This window comes from Flavobacterium gelatinilyticum, from assembly GCF_027111295.1.
Lineage (GTDB): Bacteria > Bacteroidota > Bacteroidia > Flavobacteriales > Flavobacteriaceae > Flavobacterium > Flavobacterium gelatinilyticum.
The window spans coordinates 714,896-730,364 of the sequence record NZ_CP114287.1 but is presented as its reverse complement, the minus strand read 5'-3'; the positions used below and the strand labels follow the sequence as shown (position 1 = coordinate 730,364).

Genomic DNA, 15,469 nt, shown 5'->3' with positions numbered 1-15,469 from the left:
AGTATGTGGATTCAAAAAATAATGCAAGACCGATTAACCTGTATGGTGGATCATCGGCTATTGGACATCCAATGAGTACCCTTGACGTTCCGAGTATCGCAGCTTTTACGAGTGCCCGCAATATTCGGTTTGATTTCATTATTGGGGAATCAATAGGCAGCAGTAATGGTTTGACAGCATCACACGATTTGTATATTGAGATAGAAGGGATCTCATCATCCGGAGAACCGAAGAAAATCAGAACCATTGTTTCCGGTCCTAAAGGGAATTCTCATCTAACTGCGGTAGGCGTCTATATGATCGCAGAGAGGGTTCTTGGCCTGAATGGACAGACTGCGCATAAAACAGGAGGTCTATACCTTCCTGAAACCATAGTTTCATCGGATAATATTATAAGACGTCTGGCAGAATTTGGAATTCAAACTATTGAAGAGAATATCTAATGTTCCTTAACGTTTTACTACAATTTAAAATGAAAAAATCATTAATCATTATCACACTATTTATTGTCACATCCAATGTTAGTGCCCAAACAAAAAATAATCATTTAAAAAAACAGACAAAAATGACAAATACAACAATCTTACACAAAGCCAATGAATTTGTGAAAAATGGCGATTACGAAAGTTTTTTAGCTTACTGTACCGCAAATACCAAATGGGTTTTCATTGGTGAGCGTATTCTTAATGGAAAAGAAGAAGTGCGTGCTTATATGAAAGAATTCTACTTGGAGCCACCGGTGTTCAGTGTGGAAAAGGCAATCGAAGAAGACAATTTTGTTATGGTGACGGGGGAAATCCGATTAAAAAATAAGGCCGGAAAATATGAACATTTTGATTATTGTGATATCTGGCGATTCGAAGATGGGAAGATAGCAGAGCTCAAAGCATTTGTCATCGAAAAAAAGCCTTAATTAGAAGATACTTTGAGTAAAAAACCTTATCAGTTGTAAAACAAAAATGGCACCATTTGAAGACAATTGGTGCCATTCGGCTTTTATGACCTCGAATGGACAAATTTCAACATTGTTTTTGGATGATTTGAAGAAAATGGCTTATTAATATGTAATTATCTGTATTTCATTGGATTTATGAATTTGATTTGGATGACCCGGTGGGGATTGATGAATTACGTAATAATTTATTTAAAGTAGATAAACTTGCATAGCTTATTACAGCAAATTTGAAAGAAACAGCACTCGTTTTTAGAGAGGCCATTAACCAAACAATCCTTTAAAAATTTTTATTCATTCTTTGCAATTCAGTTGGCGAATAACCAAACTGTTTTTTGAATGCAAATGAAAAATGCGATAAATTTTCAAAACCTGTTTCATAATAAATGTCAACAGGTTTTTTGTTTTTTTCACTAAGCTGATAATGGGCTAGTTCTAATCTTTTTTTGGTTAGCCAGCGTTGCGGTGTAATGTTGAAAGCCTTATGAAAATCACGCTTAAAAGTGGTCAGACTCCGGCCTGTTAAATAGCCAAACTTTTCCAATGGCATATTAAACATAAAGTTCTTCTCCATAAAAGCAATTAAATCAATCTTGTAAGGTTCATCAAAGTTTGCCAGTACAGCATCTATATGCGGGTCAATAGTTCTAAGTATCGAAATTGCCTCAGTAATTTTTAAGGAAGCGATATTTTCGGGAAAATTTTCCTGCATTTCAAAATAAGGAATCAGCGAAGCCAAGCAGCTTTCCAATAAAGGATGTTTATGGAAACTGAAAATTTTTGGTGTCGCCGTTTTTAACTTTGCATTTTCGTGATCATAAAATTCCCGAAGTCTTTTTGCCGATAAATGCATGGCAACTGCTTTGTGCGGCAAACCATCTTTTGGAATATTAATGATGGCAGCCAATTGATTTCGGGGAATTAAAAAAGTATTTCCAGCACCAAATACAAAAGTTTCATCTGCCTGAATAATTTTCGTTTCCCCCGAAATTAACCACACAAGCAAATGATCATTAAACGCGGCTTCCGTTTTAAACAGCTTGCCGGTATAACTAGAAAGTTTAATCTCTGGGTTTATGTAATTTACCTGATAATCCATAATTGCTTGTGTGGTATAAAGATACAAATATTAATGAAGATCGAATTTTATTCCAGTCATCTCCTCGCTTAATTTCCACAAACGTTTTGCATTTTTTTGATCTAATGAATACGATTTAATACCGCCAATAATTGCATCATTTGAACTCAATGCTGCTATATCTGTATTTTCACAATAAACCCCGCCAATATCATTCAGCAATTTGCTCGTGGCTGCCCAAAGGGTTGTAGATGCACCTTGCGGAATTGTTTTTAATGACGCTGCAACTTCCGGCAGTATATTTCCTTCAGCATCACTGTAACCCAGTTTTTGAAACAAATCAACTGGTGCTTCCCTTGCTAATTCTGTTTCTCCAACAGCGCCCGGACATAAAGAATAACTGCGCACATTATAGGCTTTTGCAAGTGTATCTAATTCAACCGAAAAAAGATTAACTGCTGTTTTTGACTGTCCATATCCCTGCAAAGTTTCATACTCCCGATTTAGAAAATTAGGATCTTCAAAATCAAAATCTGAAAATTGGTGTCCTCCTGAAGAAACATTAACCACCCTTGCGCCATCTGCTTTTTTTAATGCAGGCCATAATCTTGCTGTGATCTGAAACAGCGCCAGATAATTGGTTGCCAGCTGCGATTCATATCCTCGCTTATCCCTGCGGAGCGGCACCCACATAATTCCTGCATTGTTAATGAGCAGATGAAGCGGTTGTCCTGAAAGCAAAAACTTTTCAGCAAAAGCATCTATAGAATCGGGATTCATTAAATCCATTTTTTCTATTTGCACATTTGCAATTCCTTCCAGATTTCTTTTGGCTTTTTCGACATCTCTGGCAGGTACGATCACTGTTGCGCCGGCTCTGGCAAGTGTTTTCACCGTTTCCAGACCAATACCTGTATTTCCGCCCGTAACAATGGCAATTTTTCCCTTAAGATCAATTCCTTTTATAACCTTGTTTGAGGTGGATTTGGCATCAAATCCGGAACCTGTAGCTTTCTGCAATTTTCCCTGATAATTATTCTGTTCCATTTTTTTAATTTAAGTTATTTAACAGGACAAAATTAGAGGATACACGAACACATGACTTTGTTTAAACGTCTCAATATACATTGTTTAAACGTCCGAATTAAAAATCGGCGAGTCATATTAAACTTAAAATAATAATTCTAAAGCCAATCAAACCAGGGGTTTATTTCCAGTAATGTTTTTAATAGTACTACATTTATAGCATTACTATTCAAGCTGATGCTATATCAGTTTAATGATGTTTACAGACAATGAGAAAAGCAAAATCAACCCAATATACAAGTGCTGGAGGAACCAACCATATTTTGCCTCAGTCGAGCAACAACTAGTAATCAAGTTATAAGAGATGAAAATTCAAGAGATGATGATATAGTAAACCATTTTTAAAGGAGGTTTCACTATTTGTCTCTAGTATTTAACACTACCTATAATTATTGGTACGATTTGAACCAATGATATGGATTTATTCTTAACTGCCCGGAATTTGGTATAATCCTTTGTTCCTTAAACGTAATTCAGTGATTAACTAGGGCGCTAAAAAACGGTTAAATGCTAATTCAGTTAATTGCAAAAGAACTTTATTCTGTAATTTAATAAGGCCCTTTTTTATAGTAATGTAACTTCTGTCAGTAATGAGTAATGAGTTTAAAAAATATATTCCTTATCATCCAAATATATTAACGTATCTAGTATTTTTTGCCTGCCTGTCATTTTCAGTTTCAATATCAGTAGTAAAAACTGCCAGCATCTATAGATGACCAAAGATCATTTCAGACAGAATCCCTTAAACTCGATGTTTTAAATTTTGCAGGTTATCATTTCATTTATGTATTTTCCGTACTTTTGAGAATTGTAAAACTGCCTAAAGATGACAAGCTCTGAAACCCCCTCTGGTGAAAACTTAAATGAAAAGGAGCCGGTAAAAATTATACTGGCCGAGGATGATAAGGACGATCAGGAATTATTCATTGATGCCCTTGATGAAGCTGATATTCCCTCTGAGGTAACTGCGGTTGAAAACGGGCAGCAGCTCGTGAATACACTCAGGGATAAATCCCAGCCCGATCCCGATATTATTTTTATAGATGTCAATATGCCTGTTAAAGGGGGCAAACAGGCGCTGAAAGAAATAAAGGGCGATAAAGAGCTTCGCGACATTCCTGCGGTCATGCTCTCCACCTGGAACCATCCTTCGGATATTGAAGATACCTTTGAAAAGGGGGCGGACCTTTATGTCCAGAAGCCAAATTCTTTTGCCGGCTTTGTGCTGCTGCTAAAGAAAGTCTTTCTTCTGCACTGGGCCAAAGCTTTATTGAGACCCGTTATAAGTTTATTTTTTGTTTCTGAAAAGAATATATCGCAGCGGGACTAATAAGGAATTCATACCCGAAGTTGGCTTTTTTTCTACAATTATGCCCTTTATTCTATTTAATTGTCTTTTTAGGAGCTTTTCCGCGCTATACGTTCCACCCGAGCGCAAGCGAACTGTCGAAGCAATCTTTGCGTCAAGTTCCGCCGCAAAGGATTTCACTTTTATCGGGGCTAAGGAAAGCTGCGTATTAGAACCTCTTTATTGAATTAGAAACCACGAGTAGATTTGAAGAGATTGTTAAGCGTACCGTTTCATCGATAATGCAGCGCAGTCCGATATTGAAAGAAATGATTGAAAATGGAGAAATTGGAATTGTTGGAGGATCACACGACATTTCTACAGGTGAAGTGACATTTTTTCCTGAAACTTCTAAATTTGGATCGTAAAAAGTAAGGACAGCAGATTCTCTCAATACTGAAAATAAGCAGTGCGAAAAAAGGTCTTCATCGTAGATTAAAATGACATTTTTTCATTTTTCTACTATGAAAAAATGTCAGAATTAATCCCTGGCATATTTTTTGTTTTTTTTCCTTGTGCACACCTTTGTGCAAGTTCAAAAATTTATTGTATAACAATTTTAAAAATTACTGTTATGAATCTTATTAAAAGAAACGGAAGCCATGTGCCGGCTTTCCAACGCTTGTTTTTTGATGATGTTTTTGGCCGCGATCTTTTCAATTGGGAAAACAACAATTTTTCAACCACAAGCACCACACTGCCTTCAGTGAATATTAAGGAAACTGACGAGAATTATGAAGTAGAGGTTGCAGCTCCCGGCATGAGCAGGGATGACTTTAAGGTTACCCTTGATAATGGACAGCTGCTTATTTCTTCCTTTAAGCAGGAACACGTTAATAAAGAGCAAGAAAATTACACCCGCAGAGAGTTCAGCTACCAATCTTTCCAGAGAAGTTTTGTGCTTCCCAAAAATGTAGTGGACGAAGATAGAATTCGTGCCCGATACGAAAATGGAATTTTACTGCTGTCTATTCCAAAACTGGAACAGGCCAGACAAAAGTCTCCAAGGATGATAGAGATTTCTTAAAAACTTTTATGAATTTTTTATTGAAAGCTGCCCCATAAAGGCAGCTTTCTTGATAATAATTTAAAATATGCTCTCACAATTATTCTCGGGGATTGCTGTGCTTTCCCTTATTGTCTTATTGTTGATTTTATTGCTTCGGCGGTTAAAGCAGCCTTATTTTATCGCCTACATAGCGGCCGGTGTGCTTTTAGGTCCTCAGGTATTTAATATTATCCACAAACCTGATGTGATATCAGAGCTTGGTGAGATAGGGATCATTATTATGATGTTTTCCATAGGAAGCGAGATTGACCTTCAATATCTCACGCGTAATTTTTACAAGCCGCTGTTGATTTCAGTTGTTCAGGTCGTGCTTAGTTTTATCTGCATGTATTTTGTTGGATCATATGCAGGATGGGAAATGACAATAATTGTACTGACTGCCTTTACAATCAGCATCAGCAGTTCGGCCATTGTATTTCAGTATCTGGCCAGAACAGGCCAAATTAAAAGTCAGCTCGGCATGATTACCTGCGGTGTATTATTAATGCAGGATATATTGGTTATACCTATGATGCTGGCTTTGAATTTTATGTCAGGTACCGCTGTATCAGCAGTTCAATTGATAAAAGTATGCGCAGGAGGCGTATTGATGATTCTTTTTTTGAAAGGGGCTCTGACTAAAAAACTTTTTAAAATTCCGATGCGCAAAGAGATTACTGTTGACCATGAACTGCAGGTTTTTATCGGCTTTAGTATCTGTTTCACAATGGCTTGGATCAGCGGATGGTTTGGCTTGTCTACTGCCTTTGGTGCTTTTGCTTCAGGAATATTAATCGGGCATGATAAGGCAACCCGCTGGCTGGGTAGTTCCCTTATTCCTTTTAGGGTATTTTTTATGGCTTTCTTTTTCTTAGCTGTAGGACTGCAGTTAGATATTAATTTTTTTATTCAAAATACAGGTACAATTATATTGATTTCATTTTCAGTACTCTTTATAAACAGCCTGATTAATACCATTCTTTTTAAACTGACTAAGAACTCCTGGCGAGACAGTTTATATGCAGGGGCACTCTTATCGCAGATAGGGGAATTCAGTTTTATTTTAATGACCATGGCAGCTTCTTTAAAATTAGTAGAAAATTATACGTATCAAATAACATTGGCTGTAATTACTTCAACGATGATGCTGACTGCAATCTGGCTTATGATTATTCAGCGGCTGATTTTCAGGCTGAAATAGAAGCGAAAGATTATTTTTTCTTTTGACCTGCAGGTCCGTAATTTTTTTTTCTTAGAATAGGTTTTTTAAAACATCCTAAGAAAAAATATGCCAGTGATGAATTGATTGCAAGCGGCCTGTCTAAGATAATATGAATTGCTATTAGCATGATAAAATATACTGTGATTGACAGTGTTTTTTTAGGAGCTCTTCTCGCTATCCGTTCCAATCTTTTACGCCGAACCCCGGCGCAAAAGGATTTTAACTGCTATCGGGGCTAGGGCTGCTGAGGAGCCCGGCACTTTTGACTAATAAAAATAAGTAAGGTTATAAAAAAATGTCACCAATTGTCTTCAATTGGTGACATTTGGCTTGTTTGTGACCCCGACGGGACAAATTTCAACATTTTTTTTGGATGATTTGAAGAAATTGGCTTATTATATGTAGTTGTTTGTCTTCCAGTGGCTTTGGTAATTTGGTTTGAACAAATCGCTAACCTCTTTTATTAAAACCGCCTTAGCTTGTGTGACAAAATTGGAGGCAGTTCTGCACCTGCGGGGGCGTGTTTTGTCATGCACATTCCAGTCCAAATTTATCGTGGCAAAAAAAGTAGTAGCTATGTAATCTATACTATAGATTTAATTCAAGTTCTTTTAAAGCATTTTTAATAAATCCTTCCTTATCAGCATTCATTTGTGCCAGCAATTCCTTTCTTTCTTCAGGAATGTTGGTATACTTTTCTGCCCAAAGATTAATTTCAACAATTATTGGAATTAAATCCATTCCTTTCTGTGTCAATTGATACAATACTTTGGCTTTACTGTCGGGATGCTCCATTTTCTGAATAATTCCGTTTTCTTCTAACGAGAGCAGTCGAGCGGCTAAAATGTTAGTTGCGATCTTCTCATCGGATTTTGCCAATTCGCCATAGGTACATTTTTTTTTAAGCATTAAATCTCTAACAATCAACAGCGACCACTTGTCACCAAAGGCTTCAAGTGAAAAACTTACCGGGCAGTCTGATCTCTTTTTTTGAGTTTTCATAAAATAAAATTAAAATCACTTGCTTTTTGCAAGTAAATGTATTTATATTTGCACTTGCATTTCGCAAGCAAATATAGAAATAATAAACTAAATAGAAAAATTATGGAATTAAAAGGTAAGATAATTTTGATTACAGGTGGATCTGCCGGAATCGGATTAGAGGCTGCAAAACAGTTCATTACAGAAGGTGCTAAAGTAATTATTACAGGAAGAGATCAGAAAAAATTGGATCTTGCCAAAAAAATGTATCCATCCATTACGACCATTAAAAGTGATGCGTCCAGCCAGGAAGCCGCGGTTGCTTTGTACAACCAAATTAATGAAATGGGTGGTATCGATATACTTTATAACAATGCCGGAATTATGAATGGTCAGGATAATTTAGGTTTCAGTAATTCAAAACATTTTGAAAAAGCTGCCATGGAAATTAATACTAACTACTTAGGAGTTATTCTCTTAAATGATCTTTTTCTGGATATGCTTAAAAGCAGAAAAGAAGCAGCTATTATCAATACATCATCGATATTGAGTTACACGCCGTCTAATCTTGTACCAACTTATTCAGCATCAAAAGCTGCGGTACGTTTTTATACAGAAGCATTACGAGATCATTTACAGATAATTGGAAGCAGAATAAAAATATTTGAATTATTGCCACCGTTGGTAAAAACAAATATGTCTGAGGGAATGGAAGGTAAATCGATAACACCAGATGTGCTAATTGATGCTTTAATAAAAGGATTAAAAAACAATACGTACACTATTCGTGTTGGCGATACAAAAGCGATTTATCTGTTAAATAGATTTTTACCAAAGTTAGCTTACAAGTTATTGAATCATAAAGGTATTACGGCCAGATTGCAATCTTAATTTGTATAAAAATATTTAACTGAATAAAAAATGAACAGCGTTCATTTTATTTTATATCTTTGTCTGCAGTAATAAAAATAAGTATGAGTACAATTGATAGAAAAGCAAAAGAAAAAGAAGCTTTAAAAGCCCTGATATTAAAAGGTGCTAAAAAGCTTTTTGTTGAAAAAGGAATTGAACATACCACCATAAGAAACATTGCTGAAGAAATTAACTACAGTGTAGGCACTGTTTATGTTTATTTTAAAGATAAAAATGATATTCTCCATGATCTTCATACAATAGGTTTTCAGGAATTAGATAGTTATTTTATGGAGTTATATACTATAGAAGATCCGAAGGAAAGATTAAAGAAAATGGGATTTGCCTATATCAAATTTGCCATCGAAAATTCTGAAATGTACGATTTGATGTTTAATCTAAAAGCTCCAATAGAATTCCTGAAAGACTCCGAGAATGAAGATTGGGATGAAGGATGCACAGCATTTGGATTAGTTAAAAAAACTATTGAAGAATGTATTAACAAAGGTTATTTTAAAGGCCATAATGTAGAGCCGCTGGCATTTATGGTTTGGAGTTTGGTACATGGCATGTGCTGTCTGGAAATTCACCAGAGAATTAAAAATGTAAATTTTACGAATCCCGATACCATTTTGTATGACGGATACAATGAATATCTAAAAATGATAGAAAAGCTTTAAAAATTTTTTTGCCCAAAAAAATGAACAATGTTCAAATAATAAACAATGTACAATAAATGAAAATTAAACTAACTTTTGCAATACTCTGTCTAGGATATTCAGGGTATGCACAGAACAAGCTGGAAACTTATATAAAGACCGGCTTAAAAAATAACGAAGTAATCAGGCAGCATAATTTTGATATTAATAAAAGCATGTATGCCTTAAAAGAAGCACGAGCTTTATTTTATCCAACAGTTTCCCTAAATGGAAGTTACACCAAAGCAGAAGGCGGAAGGACAATCGATATTCCAATTGGAGATATGCTGAATCCGGTGTATAATACTTTAAATCAAATTACCAATTCTAACGCTTTTCCGATGTTAGAAAATCAGTCGGTCTTGATAAATCCGGATAATTTTTATGATGCTAAAATTCATACCACGATGCCATTGCTGAATTTTGAAATTATTTATAATAAAAGAATAAAAGCCCAGCAGACGACGCTTCAAAAAATAGAACTCGAAATCTATCAAAGAGAGTTAGTAAAGGAAATTAAAATTGCTTATTACAAATACCTGCAATCGGTTGAAGGTATTAAGATTTATGAAGATGCCCTGGCTTTGGTAAAAGAAAACCAAAGGGTAAATCAGGCTTTATTTAAAAATGAAAAAATAAACCGGACTGCCGTTTTACGAAGCGATAATGAGGTAATCCGCATTCAGGCCAATTTAGAAACCGCCCGACAAACCAGTAATAATGCCAGATCCTATTTTAATTTTTTATTGAATCAAAAACTTGATGCCGCAATAGAAACTGATCAGAGTGAAGCACTGCCAATAGAAGTACTTTCAGAAAATACCCAAAATAGAGAAGAGCTGCAAAAGCTCACTCAGGCAAAAGAAATAAACGAAAATGTAAGCAGACTGACCAAATCGTACTGGCTGCCAAAAGTAAACGGCTTTGCCGATTTCGGAATTCAGGATTTTGATTTTCAGTCGGATAAAAACTCACGCTACTATTTTGCCGGAGTGGGGCTGGAGTGGAATATCTTTTCGGGAAACAAAAACAAATGGAAGCTGAAGCAAGTTGAAGAAGACAGTAAAAAAATCATCTCGCAAACTGATAATGTAAAACAGCAGCTGCTGCTTCAGCTTCAGGTTTCACAGAACAATCTAAAATCGGCCTTAGAGCAGTTCAATGCTGATAAAAATCAAAAGCAGTCGGCCAAAAAGTACAATGATGACATTACCAAATTGTACAAGGAAGGCCAGGCAATATATATAGAACTGCTTGATGCACAGAACCAATGGGTGAATGCGCAGCTTAACACTAATATTTCGCTTTATAACTCCTGGATTGCTTTTGCAGAATTAGAAAGAGCCAACGCCACTTTTACTTTTAACTAAAAATAAAAAACATGAAATTAACGATTCACAATTATCTAAAAAAACATATCGCAGCCTCCAAAAAAGGGTTGATTATATTGCTTGCTTTAACGCTTTTTTACGCCTGTAAAGAAGAAAAAAAGGAAAATTCGCCCTTTGAAAGCGCGGATGTCATCCCGATTAAAACAGCTCCGGTCGAATCTTTTGCTCTTAACAATACCATAAGCGCATCAGGTTTAGTAACAACAGAAAATCAGGCCAATTATGGATTTAAAATAGGAGGGGTCATCAGTCGTATTTATGTTGAAGAAGGCCAGTTTTTTAAGAAAGGCCAGCTTCTGGCATCATTAGACGAAACAGAGATTAATGCAGGATTGAACCAAACCGATTTGAATCTCAAAAAGTACGAGCGTGATTATAAACGAGCAAGCAATTTGTACAAAGACAGTGTTTATACATTAGAACAGCTTCAGAATACCAAAACGGGCCTTGACATTGCTAAAAAACAGAAAGATGCGGTTGCTTTTAATGCGCGTTATTCTAAAATTTATGCTGCTGCGAATGGTTTTGTTTCGAAAAAAATAGCCAGCGAAGGAGAAGTAGTTGGCGCAGGATCGCCAATTCTGGCTATAAATGAAACCACCCAAAACAATAATTATCTGCTAAAAGTAGGATTGACAGACAAAGAATGGGCCGCGGTAAAAGTAGGGCAGAAAGCCACTGTGACGCTTGACGGTTATCCTGATGAAAAATTCGATGCCTTTATTTTTAGAAAATCGCAGGCGGCAGATGCAGCACTAGGTTCTTTTCAGGTCGAATTAAAACTGAGCCTTAAAAAAAGCAAACCAGCGGTGGGGATGTTTGGAAAAGCCGAAATAAAGGCAGAGCACTCAGAAGATTTCATCATCATTCCGTACAATTCGCTTATTGAAGCTGACGGAAACAAAGCGTTTGTTTTTATTGTGGAAAACAACAAAGTAAAACGACAGCTGGTGACCATTAATAAATTTGAGAACAATAAAGTATTCATAAAAGAAGGTCTTCAGAAAACAGATCAGATTGTGATCTCAAACAGTGCTTATCTCAACGAACAATCAACTATCAAGATCATTAAATAATCAGTATTATGAAAATAACAAACTTTGCTGTTAAAAATTATCAGTTTACACTGATTATATTTCTGCTGGTTGCTGTGGTAGGGTATCTTACGTTGTTTACCATGCCTAGGGCGGAAGATCCTTCAACACATCCGCCGCAATATTTAATTACGGTAATCTATCCCGGGACAAGTCCAAAGGATATGGAGGAGCAGGTTGTAAAACCAATCGAGAATAAAATTTACGGACTCGAAAACATCGAAAAAATATTAACCACAGTAGAAGACGGTGTTGCAGCTTTTCAGGTAAAATTTAAATACGGAGTAGATGTTGATAATAAATATCAGGAGATTTCTACGGAAATGAATGCTCTTAAAAACAGCGAACTTCCAAAAGATATTTATCAGATAAAAACCGAAAAAATTGCTTCTTCTGATGTGAAAATCCTTCAGATAGCGTTGGTTTCAGAAAATGCATCAGACAAAAAACTTCGCGATGAAGCGGATAAACTTAAATCTAAAATTGAGAAAATTACCAATCTGAAAGATGTAAAATATGCTGGATTTCCCGAGCAGGAAATTCGTATTGATTTACAGCTTGAAAAGTTGGCCCAATTAAAAATTCCGTTAAATGTAGTCATGGCAAGCCTGCAGAGCGAAGCGGCCGATATTCCAGGAGGAAGCATTGATTTAGGCAGTAAAGTATTTAATGTAAAAACTAGCGGTAAATTTAAAAATGCGGACGATGTATCCAATACAGTAATTTACAATGCTAACGGTAAAATAATCTATATGAAAGATGTAGCCGAAGTAGGCTACAAGTCACAGGTCGTCGATCATATTACCCGCATCAACGGACACCGTTGTGTGCTAGTGACAGCCGGAATGAAAGACAATGTAAACATTACAGATGTGCAGAAAGAATTCCTGCCAATTGTAGATGAATTTTCTAAAGAATTACCCTCAAACATCAAATTAGTAAAAAACTTCGATCAGGCGAATATGGTATCGCAGCGTTTGGGACATTTAGGTTTTGATTTTACGCTGGCAATTGTTTTGGTAATTGTGACATTACTTCCATTAGGTTTAAGAGCTTCGGGAATTGTGATGATTTCCATTCCGTTATCCCTCGCATTGGGATTAATTGCAATGAATGCTTTTGGCTTTTCTTTAAATCAGTTAAGTATTGTTGGTCTTGTGGTAGCTTTAGGATTGTTGGTGGATGACAGTATTGTGGTAGTCGAAAACATAGAGCGATGGCTGCGGGAAGGACATTCTAAAATGGATGCAGTCCTTAAAGGTACCAAACAAATCGGAATTGCCGTTGTAGGCTGTACTGCAACACTTATAATTGCATTTTTACCGCTGGCTTTCCTGCCGGATGTTTCGGGAGAATTTATCAGAAGTCTTCCAATGGCAGTTATTACCAGTGTACTGGCATCGATGATTGTAGCTTTAACATTGGTGCCGTTTTTAGGAAGCCGATTTTTAAAAACGCACGATCATGCGGGAGGAAATATTTTTCTTCAGTATCTGCAAAAATTCCTGACCAGAGCGTATCGTGATATTATGCCCAAAGCATTAAAATATCCTAGAACAACTATTGCTATTTCTATAGTTTTAAGCATCACTGCTTTTGGATTGTTTAAAGTAACGGGTTTTAAATTATTTCCAACTTCAGAAAAACCGATGTTTCTTATCAATATAAAAATGCCCCTTCAGGCCAATATTTCAGAAAGTGACCGTGTGACCAAAATTGTAGAAGCAGAGCTTAAAAATCATAAGGAAATTGTGTATTACACTTCGAACGTTGGTAAAGGAAATCCGCAGATTTATTACAATGTGCATCCCCAGGACAGAAAACCCGATTTTGCGCAGATTTTTGTCCAGCTCGAAGATGAAGCTAAACCATCAGAGAAAACAGCTTTGATTGAAGAACTTCGAAATAAATTTAAAACGATGCCTTACGCAAAAGTGGAGGTAAAAGATTTTGAACAGGGAACACCATTAGAAGCTAATATTGTCGTAAGATTATTTGGTGAAGATCAGGAAGTGTTACGTAAGCTTTCTTCACAGGTAGAGACTATTCTTAGAAATCAGGAAGGAACCGTGTATATCAACAATGAACTGAATACGTATAAAACTGATGTTAAAGTTAAAATCAATAAAGAAAAAGCCAGAACATTGGGCGTATTGACCAGCGATGTAGATAAGGTAATCCGTCTTTCGGTAGCAGGATTAACAGTCGGTGATTATATAGATGATAGGGGAGATGCCAGAAATGTTACGCTGACATTGCCCCGAGATAAATTTTCGAACCTTGACGCTTTGAAAAACTTGTACGTAAATAACCTTCAGGGAACTCCGATTGCCCTAAACCAGATTGCTGAAATTTCGTTTGAAACTTCTCCAACGGCGATTAACCATTTTAATAAATCACGCTTTTCAAAAGTAACCGCTTTATCGGCAAAAGGGTATTATGCCAATGATTTATTGACGCACATTGTTCCAAAACTGGATCAATTGAAAATGCCAAAAGGATATTACTATAAATTATCAGGTGAAAAAGAATCCGAAGGCGATGCGCTGGGCGGTAATTTTTTGGCCGTAATTATTTTGAGTACCTTTTTGTTTGTGGCGGTTTTACTGCTGCAGTTTAAAACTTTTAAAGGAATTATTATTGTATTATCTATTATTCCGCTGGGGATTTTAGGTGGCGTGCTATTATTGCTTCTCAATGGAAGTCCGATGTCTTTGGTTGCTATAATCGGTTTTATAGGTCTCTCGGGAATTCAGGTAAAGAACTCTTTGCTGCTGGTAGATTTCACCAATCAGTTAAGGCAGGAAGGACATTCGATCGATGAAGCTATTTCAATTGCAGGAGAAACACGTTTTCTGCCTGTAGTGCTGACTTCAATTACTGCAATTTGCGGTTTGATTCCGATTGCATTAAACTCAAATCCTTTGATCGCACCATTGGCAATTGTGTTAATTGGCGGTTTAATCAGTTCTACAATATTATCACGGATTGTAACGCCCGTGATGTATAAATTGATCCCTCCTAGTATTGAAAAGATGTAAGAAGAGAGAAAAGATTTTTTTGAAATTAAGATAATTTTTAAAGCCGGCAGTGTGTTTTAGACTGCTGGCTTTTTTTCTTAAAAAAGATTGATAAGGGAAGACAGGAAATTATCAAATTTTGAAAATGTAAAACTTAATTTCAGCTCTGTTCTTGGTGTTCGAATCCTGTTAAGTTATCGAACGCTAAAATTTAAATTTATCTTGTTTCTCATATAAATAATGTTTTTCTGAAGTTTGTTTCTTTATGAAGAAAATAAAGCAAAAACGAGTCAAACTCATTTATTGATAAGGGTTAAATAAAAGAATGGCGCCAATTGAAGACAATTGGCGCCATTTGGCTTTGTGACCCTTACTGAACAATTTACAAACCATTTTATGAATGATTTAAAGAAATTAGCCTATTTTCAAGTGAATTTGTAAGATAATTATTTTAATTTTTTGATTTGAAAAGGTTTGTATGTATCGTAAGGGTTAAATGTTAAAAAAGCTAAATATTGTCATGTATTTTTATTTTTTCTAAAATATTTTTTTGGTGGAACATCGTTGCATAAAAACATAAATTGGAGTGATTAAAACTAAAATAATATTTTTAGAAAATTCACATCAAAATTTGTTGTT

Annotated in this window: 13 protein-coding genes; 10 read left to right on the top strand and 3 right to left on the bottom strand. The window is 35.8% G+C overall.

Features of this window, described 5'->3' with window-relative positions; all coding sequences use genetic code 11:
- Positions 1 to 71: 71 nt before the first annotated feature.
- Together OZP11_RS03060 and OZP11_RS03055 are read left to right on the top strand one after the other, a co-directional pair.
- Positions 72 to 443 (top strand): hypothetical protein, encoded by a 372-nt coding sequence (locus OZP11_RS03060; protein WP_281233753.1) that lies wholly within the window; start codon positions 72 to 74, stop codon positions 441 to 443.
- A 29-nt stretch (positions 444 to 472) separates the two neighbouring features.
- On the top strand, positions 473 to 913 hold the full coding sequence (locus tag OZP11_RS03055; protein ID WP_281233752.1) for a nuclear transport factor 2 family protein: 441 nt from the start codon (positions 473 to 475) through the stop codon (positions 911 to 913).
- Between the two features lie 319 nt (positions 914 to 1,232).
- On the opposite strand, the gene OZP11_RS03050 is transcribed toward OZP11_RS03055, so the two are convergent.
- Both OZP11_RS03050 and OZP11_RS03045 read right to left on the bottom strand, forming a co-directional pair.
- Positions 1,233 to 2,051, bottom strand: a complete 819-nt coding sequence (locus tag OZP11_RS03050; protein WP_281233751.1) for a helix-turn-helix domain-containing protein — start codon at positions 2,049 to 2,051, stop codon at positions 1,233 to 1,235.
- Positions 2,052 to 2,081: 30 nt separating this feature from the next.
- A complete protein-coding gene (locus tag OZP11_RS03045; protein ID WP_281233750.1) occupies positions 2,082 to 3,077 on the bottom strand; it encodes an SDR family NAD(P)-dependent oxidoreductase in 996 nt (331 codons plus the stop codon).
- Positions 3,078 to 3,942: 865 nt separating this feature from the next.
- Between OZP11_RS03045 and OZP11_RS03040 the strand changes: the two genes are divergently transcribed.
- The 3 genes from OZP11_RS03040 to OZP11_RS03030 all read left to right on the top strand — a co-directional run bounded on the left by OZP11_RS03040 (position 3,943) and on the right by OZP11_RS03030 (position 6,713).
- A complete protein-coding gene (locus OZP11_RS03040) occupies positions 3,943 to 4,446 on the top strand; it encodes a response regulator (RefSeq protein WP_281233749.1) in 504 nt (167 codons plus the stop codon).
- A 592-nt stretch (positions 4,447 to 5,038) separates the two neighbouring features.
- On the top strand, positions 5,039 to 5,491 hold the full coding sequence (locus tag OZP11_RS03035) for an Hsp20/alpha crystallin family protein (protein WP_281233748.1): 453 nt from the start codon (positions 5,039 to 5,041) through the stop codon (positions 5,489 to 5,491).
- 67 nt (positions 5,492 to 5,558) lie between these two features.
- Positions 5,559 to 6,713 carry a cation:proton antiporter gene (locus OZP11_RS03030; RefSeq protein ID WP_281233747.1) on the top strand — a complete coding sequence of 385 codons (1,155 nt, stop codon included), beginning with the start codon at positions 5,559 to 5,561 and terminating at the stop codon, positions 6,711 to 6,713.
- Positions 6,714 to 7,322: 609 nt separating this feature from the next.
- Here OZP11_RS03030 and OZP11_RS03025 read toward each other — a convergent pair.
- Positions 7,323 to 7,736 carry a winged helix-turn-helix transcriptional regulator gene (locus OZP11_RS03025; protein WP_281233746.1) on the bottom strand — a complete coding sequence of 138 codons (414 nt, stop codon included), beginning with the start codon at positions 7,734 to 7,736 and terminating at the stop codon, positions 7,323 to 7,325.
- A 102-nt stretch (positions 7,737 to 7,838) separates the two neighbouring features.
- On the opposite strand from OZP11_RS03025, the gene OZP11_RS03020 reads away from it, so the two are divergent.
- The 5 genes from OZP11_RS03020 (at position 7,839) to OZP11_RS03000 (ending at position 14,851) form a co-directional block, all read left to right on the top strand.
- Complete coding sequence (locus tag OZP11_RS03020; RefSeq protein ID WP_281233745.1) at positions 7,839 to 8,606, top strand: SDR family oxidoreductase; 768 nt, start codon at positions 7,839 to 7,841, stop codon at positions 8,604 to 8,606.
- Between the two features lie 83 nt (positions 8,607 to 8,689).
- On the top strand, positions 8,690 to 9,307 hold the full coding sequence (locus OZP11_RS03015) for a TetR/AcrR family transcriptional regulator (protein WP_229350995.1): 618 nt from the start codon (positions 8,690 to 8,692) through the stop codon (positions 9,305 to 9,307).
- Positions 9,308 to 9,363: 56 nt separating this feature from the next.
- On the top strand, positions 9,364 to 10,695 hold the full coding sequence (locus OZP11_RS03010; protein WP_281233744.1) for a TolC family protein: 1,332 nt from the start codon (positions 9,364 to 9,366) through the stop codon (positions 10,693 to 10,695).
- 11 nt (positions 10,696 to 10,706) lie between these two features.
- On the top strand, positions 10,707 to 11,792 hold the full coding sequence (locus OZP11_RS03005; RefSeq protein ID WP_281233743.1) for an efflux RND transporter periplasmic adaptor subunit: 1,086 nt from the start codon (positions 10,707 to 10,709) through the stop codon (positions 11,790 to 11,792).
- An 8-nt stretch (positions 11,793 to 11,800) separates the two neighbouring features.
- Positions 11,801 to 14,851: an efflux RND transporter permease subunit gene (locus tag OZP11_RS03000; RefSeq protein ID WP_281233742.1), complete on the top strand. Its 3,051-nt coding sequence runs from the start codon at positions 11,801 to 11,803 to the stop codon at positions 14,849 to 14,851.
- The last annotated feature ends 618 nt before the right edge of the window (positions 14,852 to 15,469 follow it).

What these genes read in the sequence shown, in the direction of transcription:
- OZP11_RS03010 (WP_281233744.1), top strand. Translation starts at nt 9,364, where the DNA reads ATGAAAATTAAACTAACTTTTGCAATACTCTGTCTAGGATATTCAGGG.
- OZP11_RS03020 (WP_281233745.1), top strand. Translation starts at nt 7,839, where the DNA reads ATGGAATTAAAAGGTAAGATAATTTTGATTACAGGTGGATCTGCCGGA.
- OZP11_RS03035 (WP_281233748.1), top strand. Translation starts at nt 5,039, where the DNA reads ATGAATCTTATTAAAAGAAACGGAAGCCATGTGCCGGCTTTCCAACGC.
- OZP11_RS03050 (WP_281233751.1), bottom strand. Translation starts at nt 2,051, where the DNA reads ATGGATTATCAGGTAAATTACATAAACCCAGAGATTAAACTTTCTAGT.
- OZP11_RS03055 (WP_281233752.1), top strand. Translation starts at nt 473, where the DNA reads ATGAAAAAATCATTAATCATTATCACACTATTTATTGTCACATCCAAT.
- OZP11_RS03060 (WP_281233753.1), top strand. Translation starts at nt 72, where the DNA reads ATGAGTACCCTTGACGTTCCGAGTATCGCAGCTTTTACGAGTGCCCGC.
- OZP11_RS03005 (WP_281233743.1), top strand. Translation starts at nt 10,707, where the DNA reads ATGAAATTAACGATTCACAATTATCTAAAAAAACATATCGCAGCCTCC.
- OZP11_RS03045 (WP_281233750.1), bottom strand. Translation starts at nt 3,077, where the DNA reads ATGGAACAGAATAATTATCAGGGAAAATTGCAGAAAGCTACAGGTTCC.
- OZP11_RS03000 (WP_281233742.1), top strand. Translation starts at nt 11,801, where the DNA reads ATGAAAATAACAAACTTTGCTGTTAAAAATTATCAGTTTACACTGATT.
- OZP11_RS03015 (WP_229350995.1), top strand. Translation starts at nt 8,690, where the DNA reads ATGAGTACAATTGATAGAAAAGCAAAAGAAAAAGAAGCTTTAAAAGCC.
- OZP11_RS03040 (WP_281233749.1), top strand. Translation starts at nt 3,943, where the DNA reads ATGACAAGCTCTGAAACCCCCTCTGGTGAAAACTTAAATGAAAAGGAG.
- OZP11_RS03025 (WP_281233746.1), bottom strand. Translation starts at nt 7,736, where the DNA reads ATGAAAACTCAAAAAAAGAGATCAGACTGCCCGGTAAGTTTTTCACTT.
- OZP11_RS03030 (WP_281233747.1), top strand. Translation starts at nt 5,559, where the DNA reads ATGCTCTCACAATTATTCTCGGGGATTGCTGTGCTTTCCCTTATTGTC.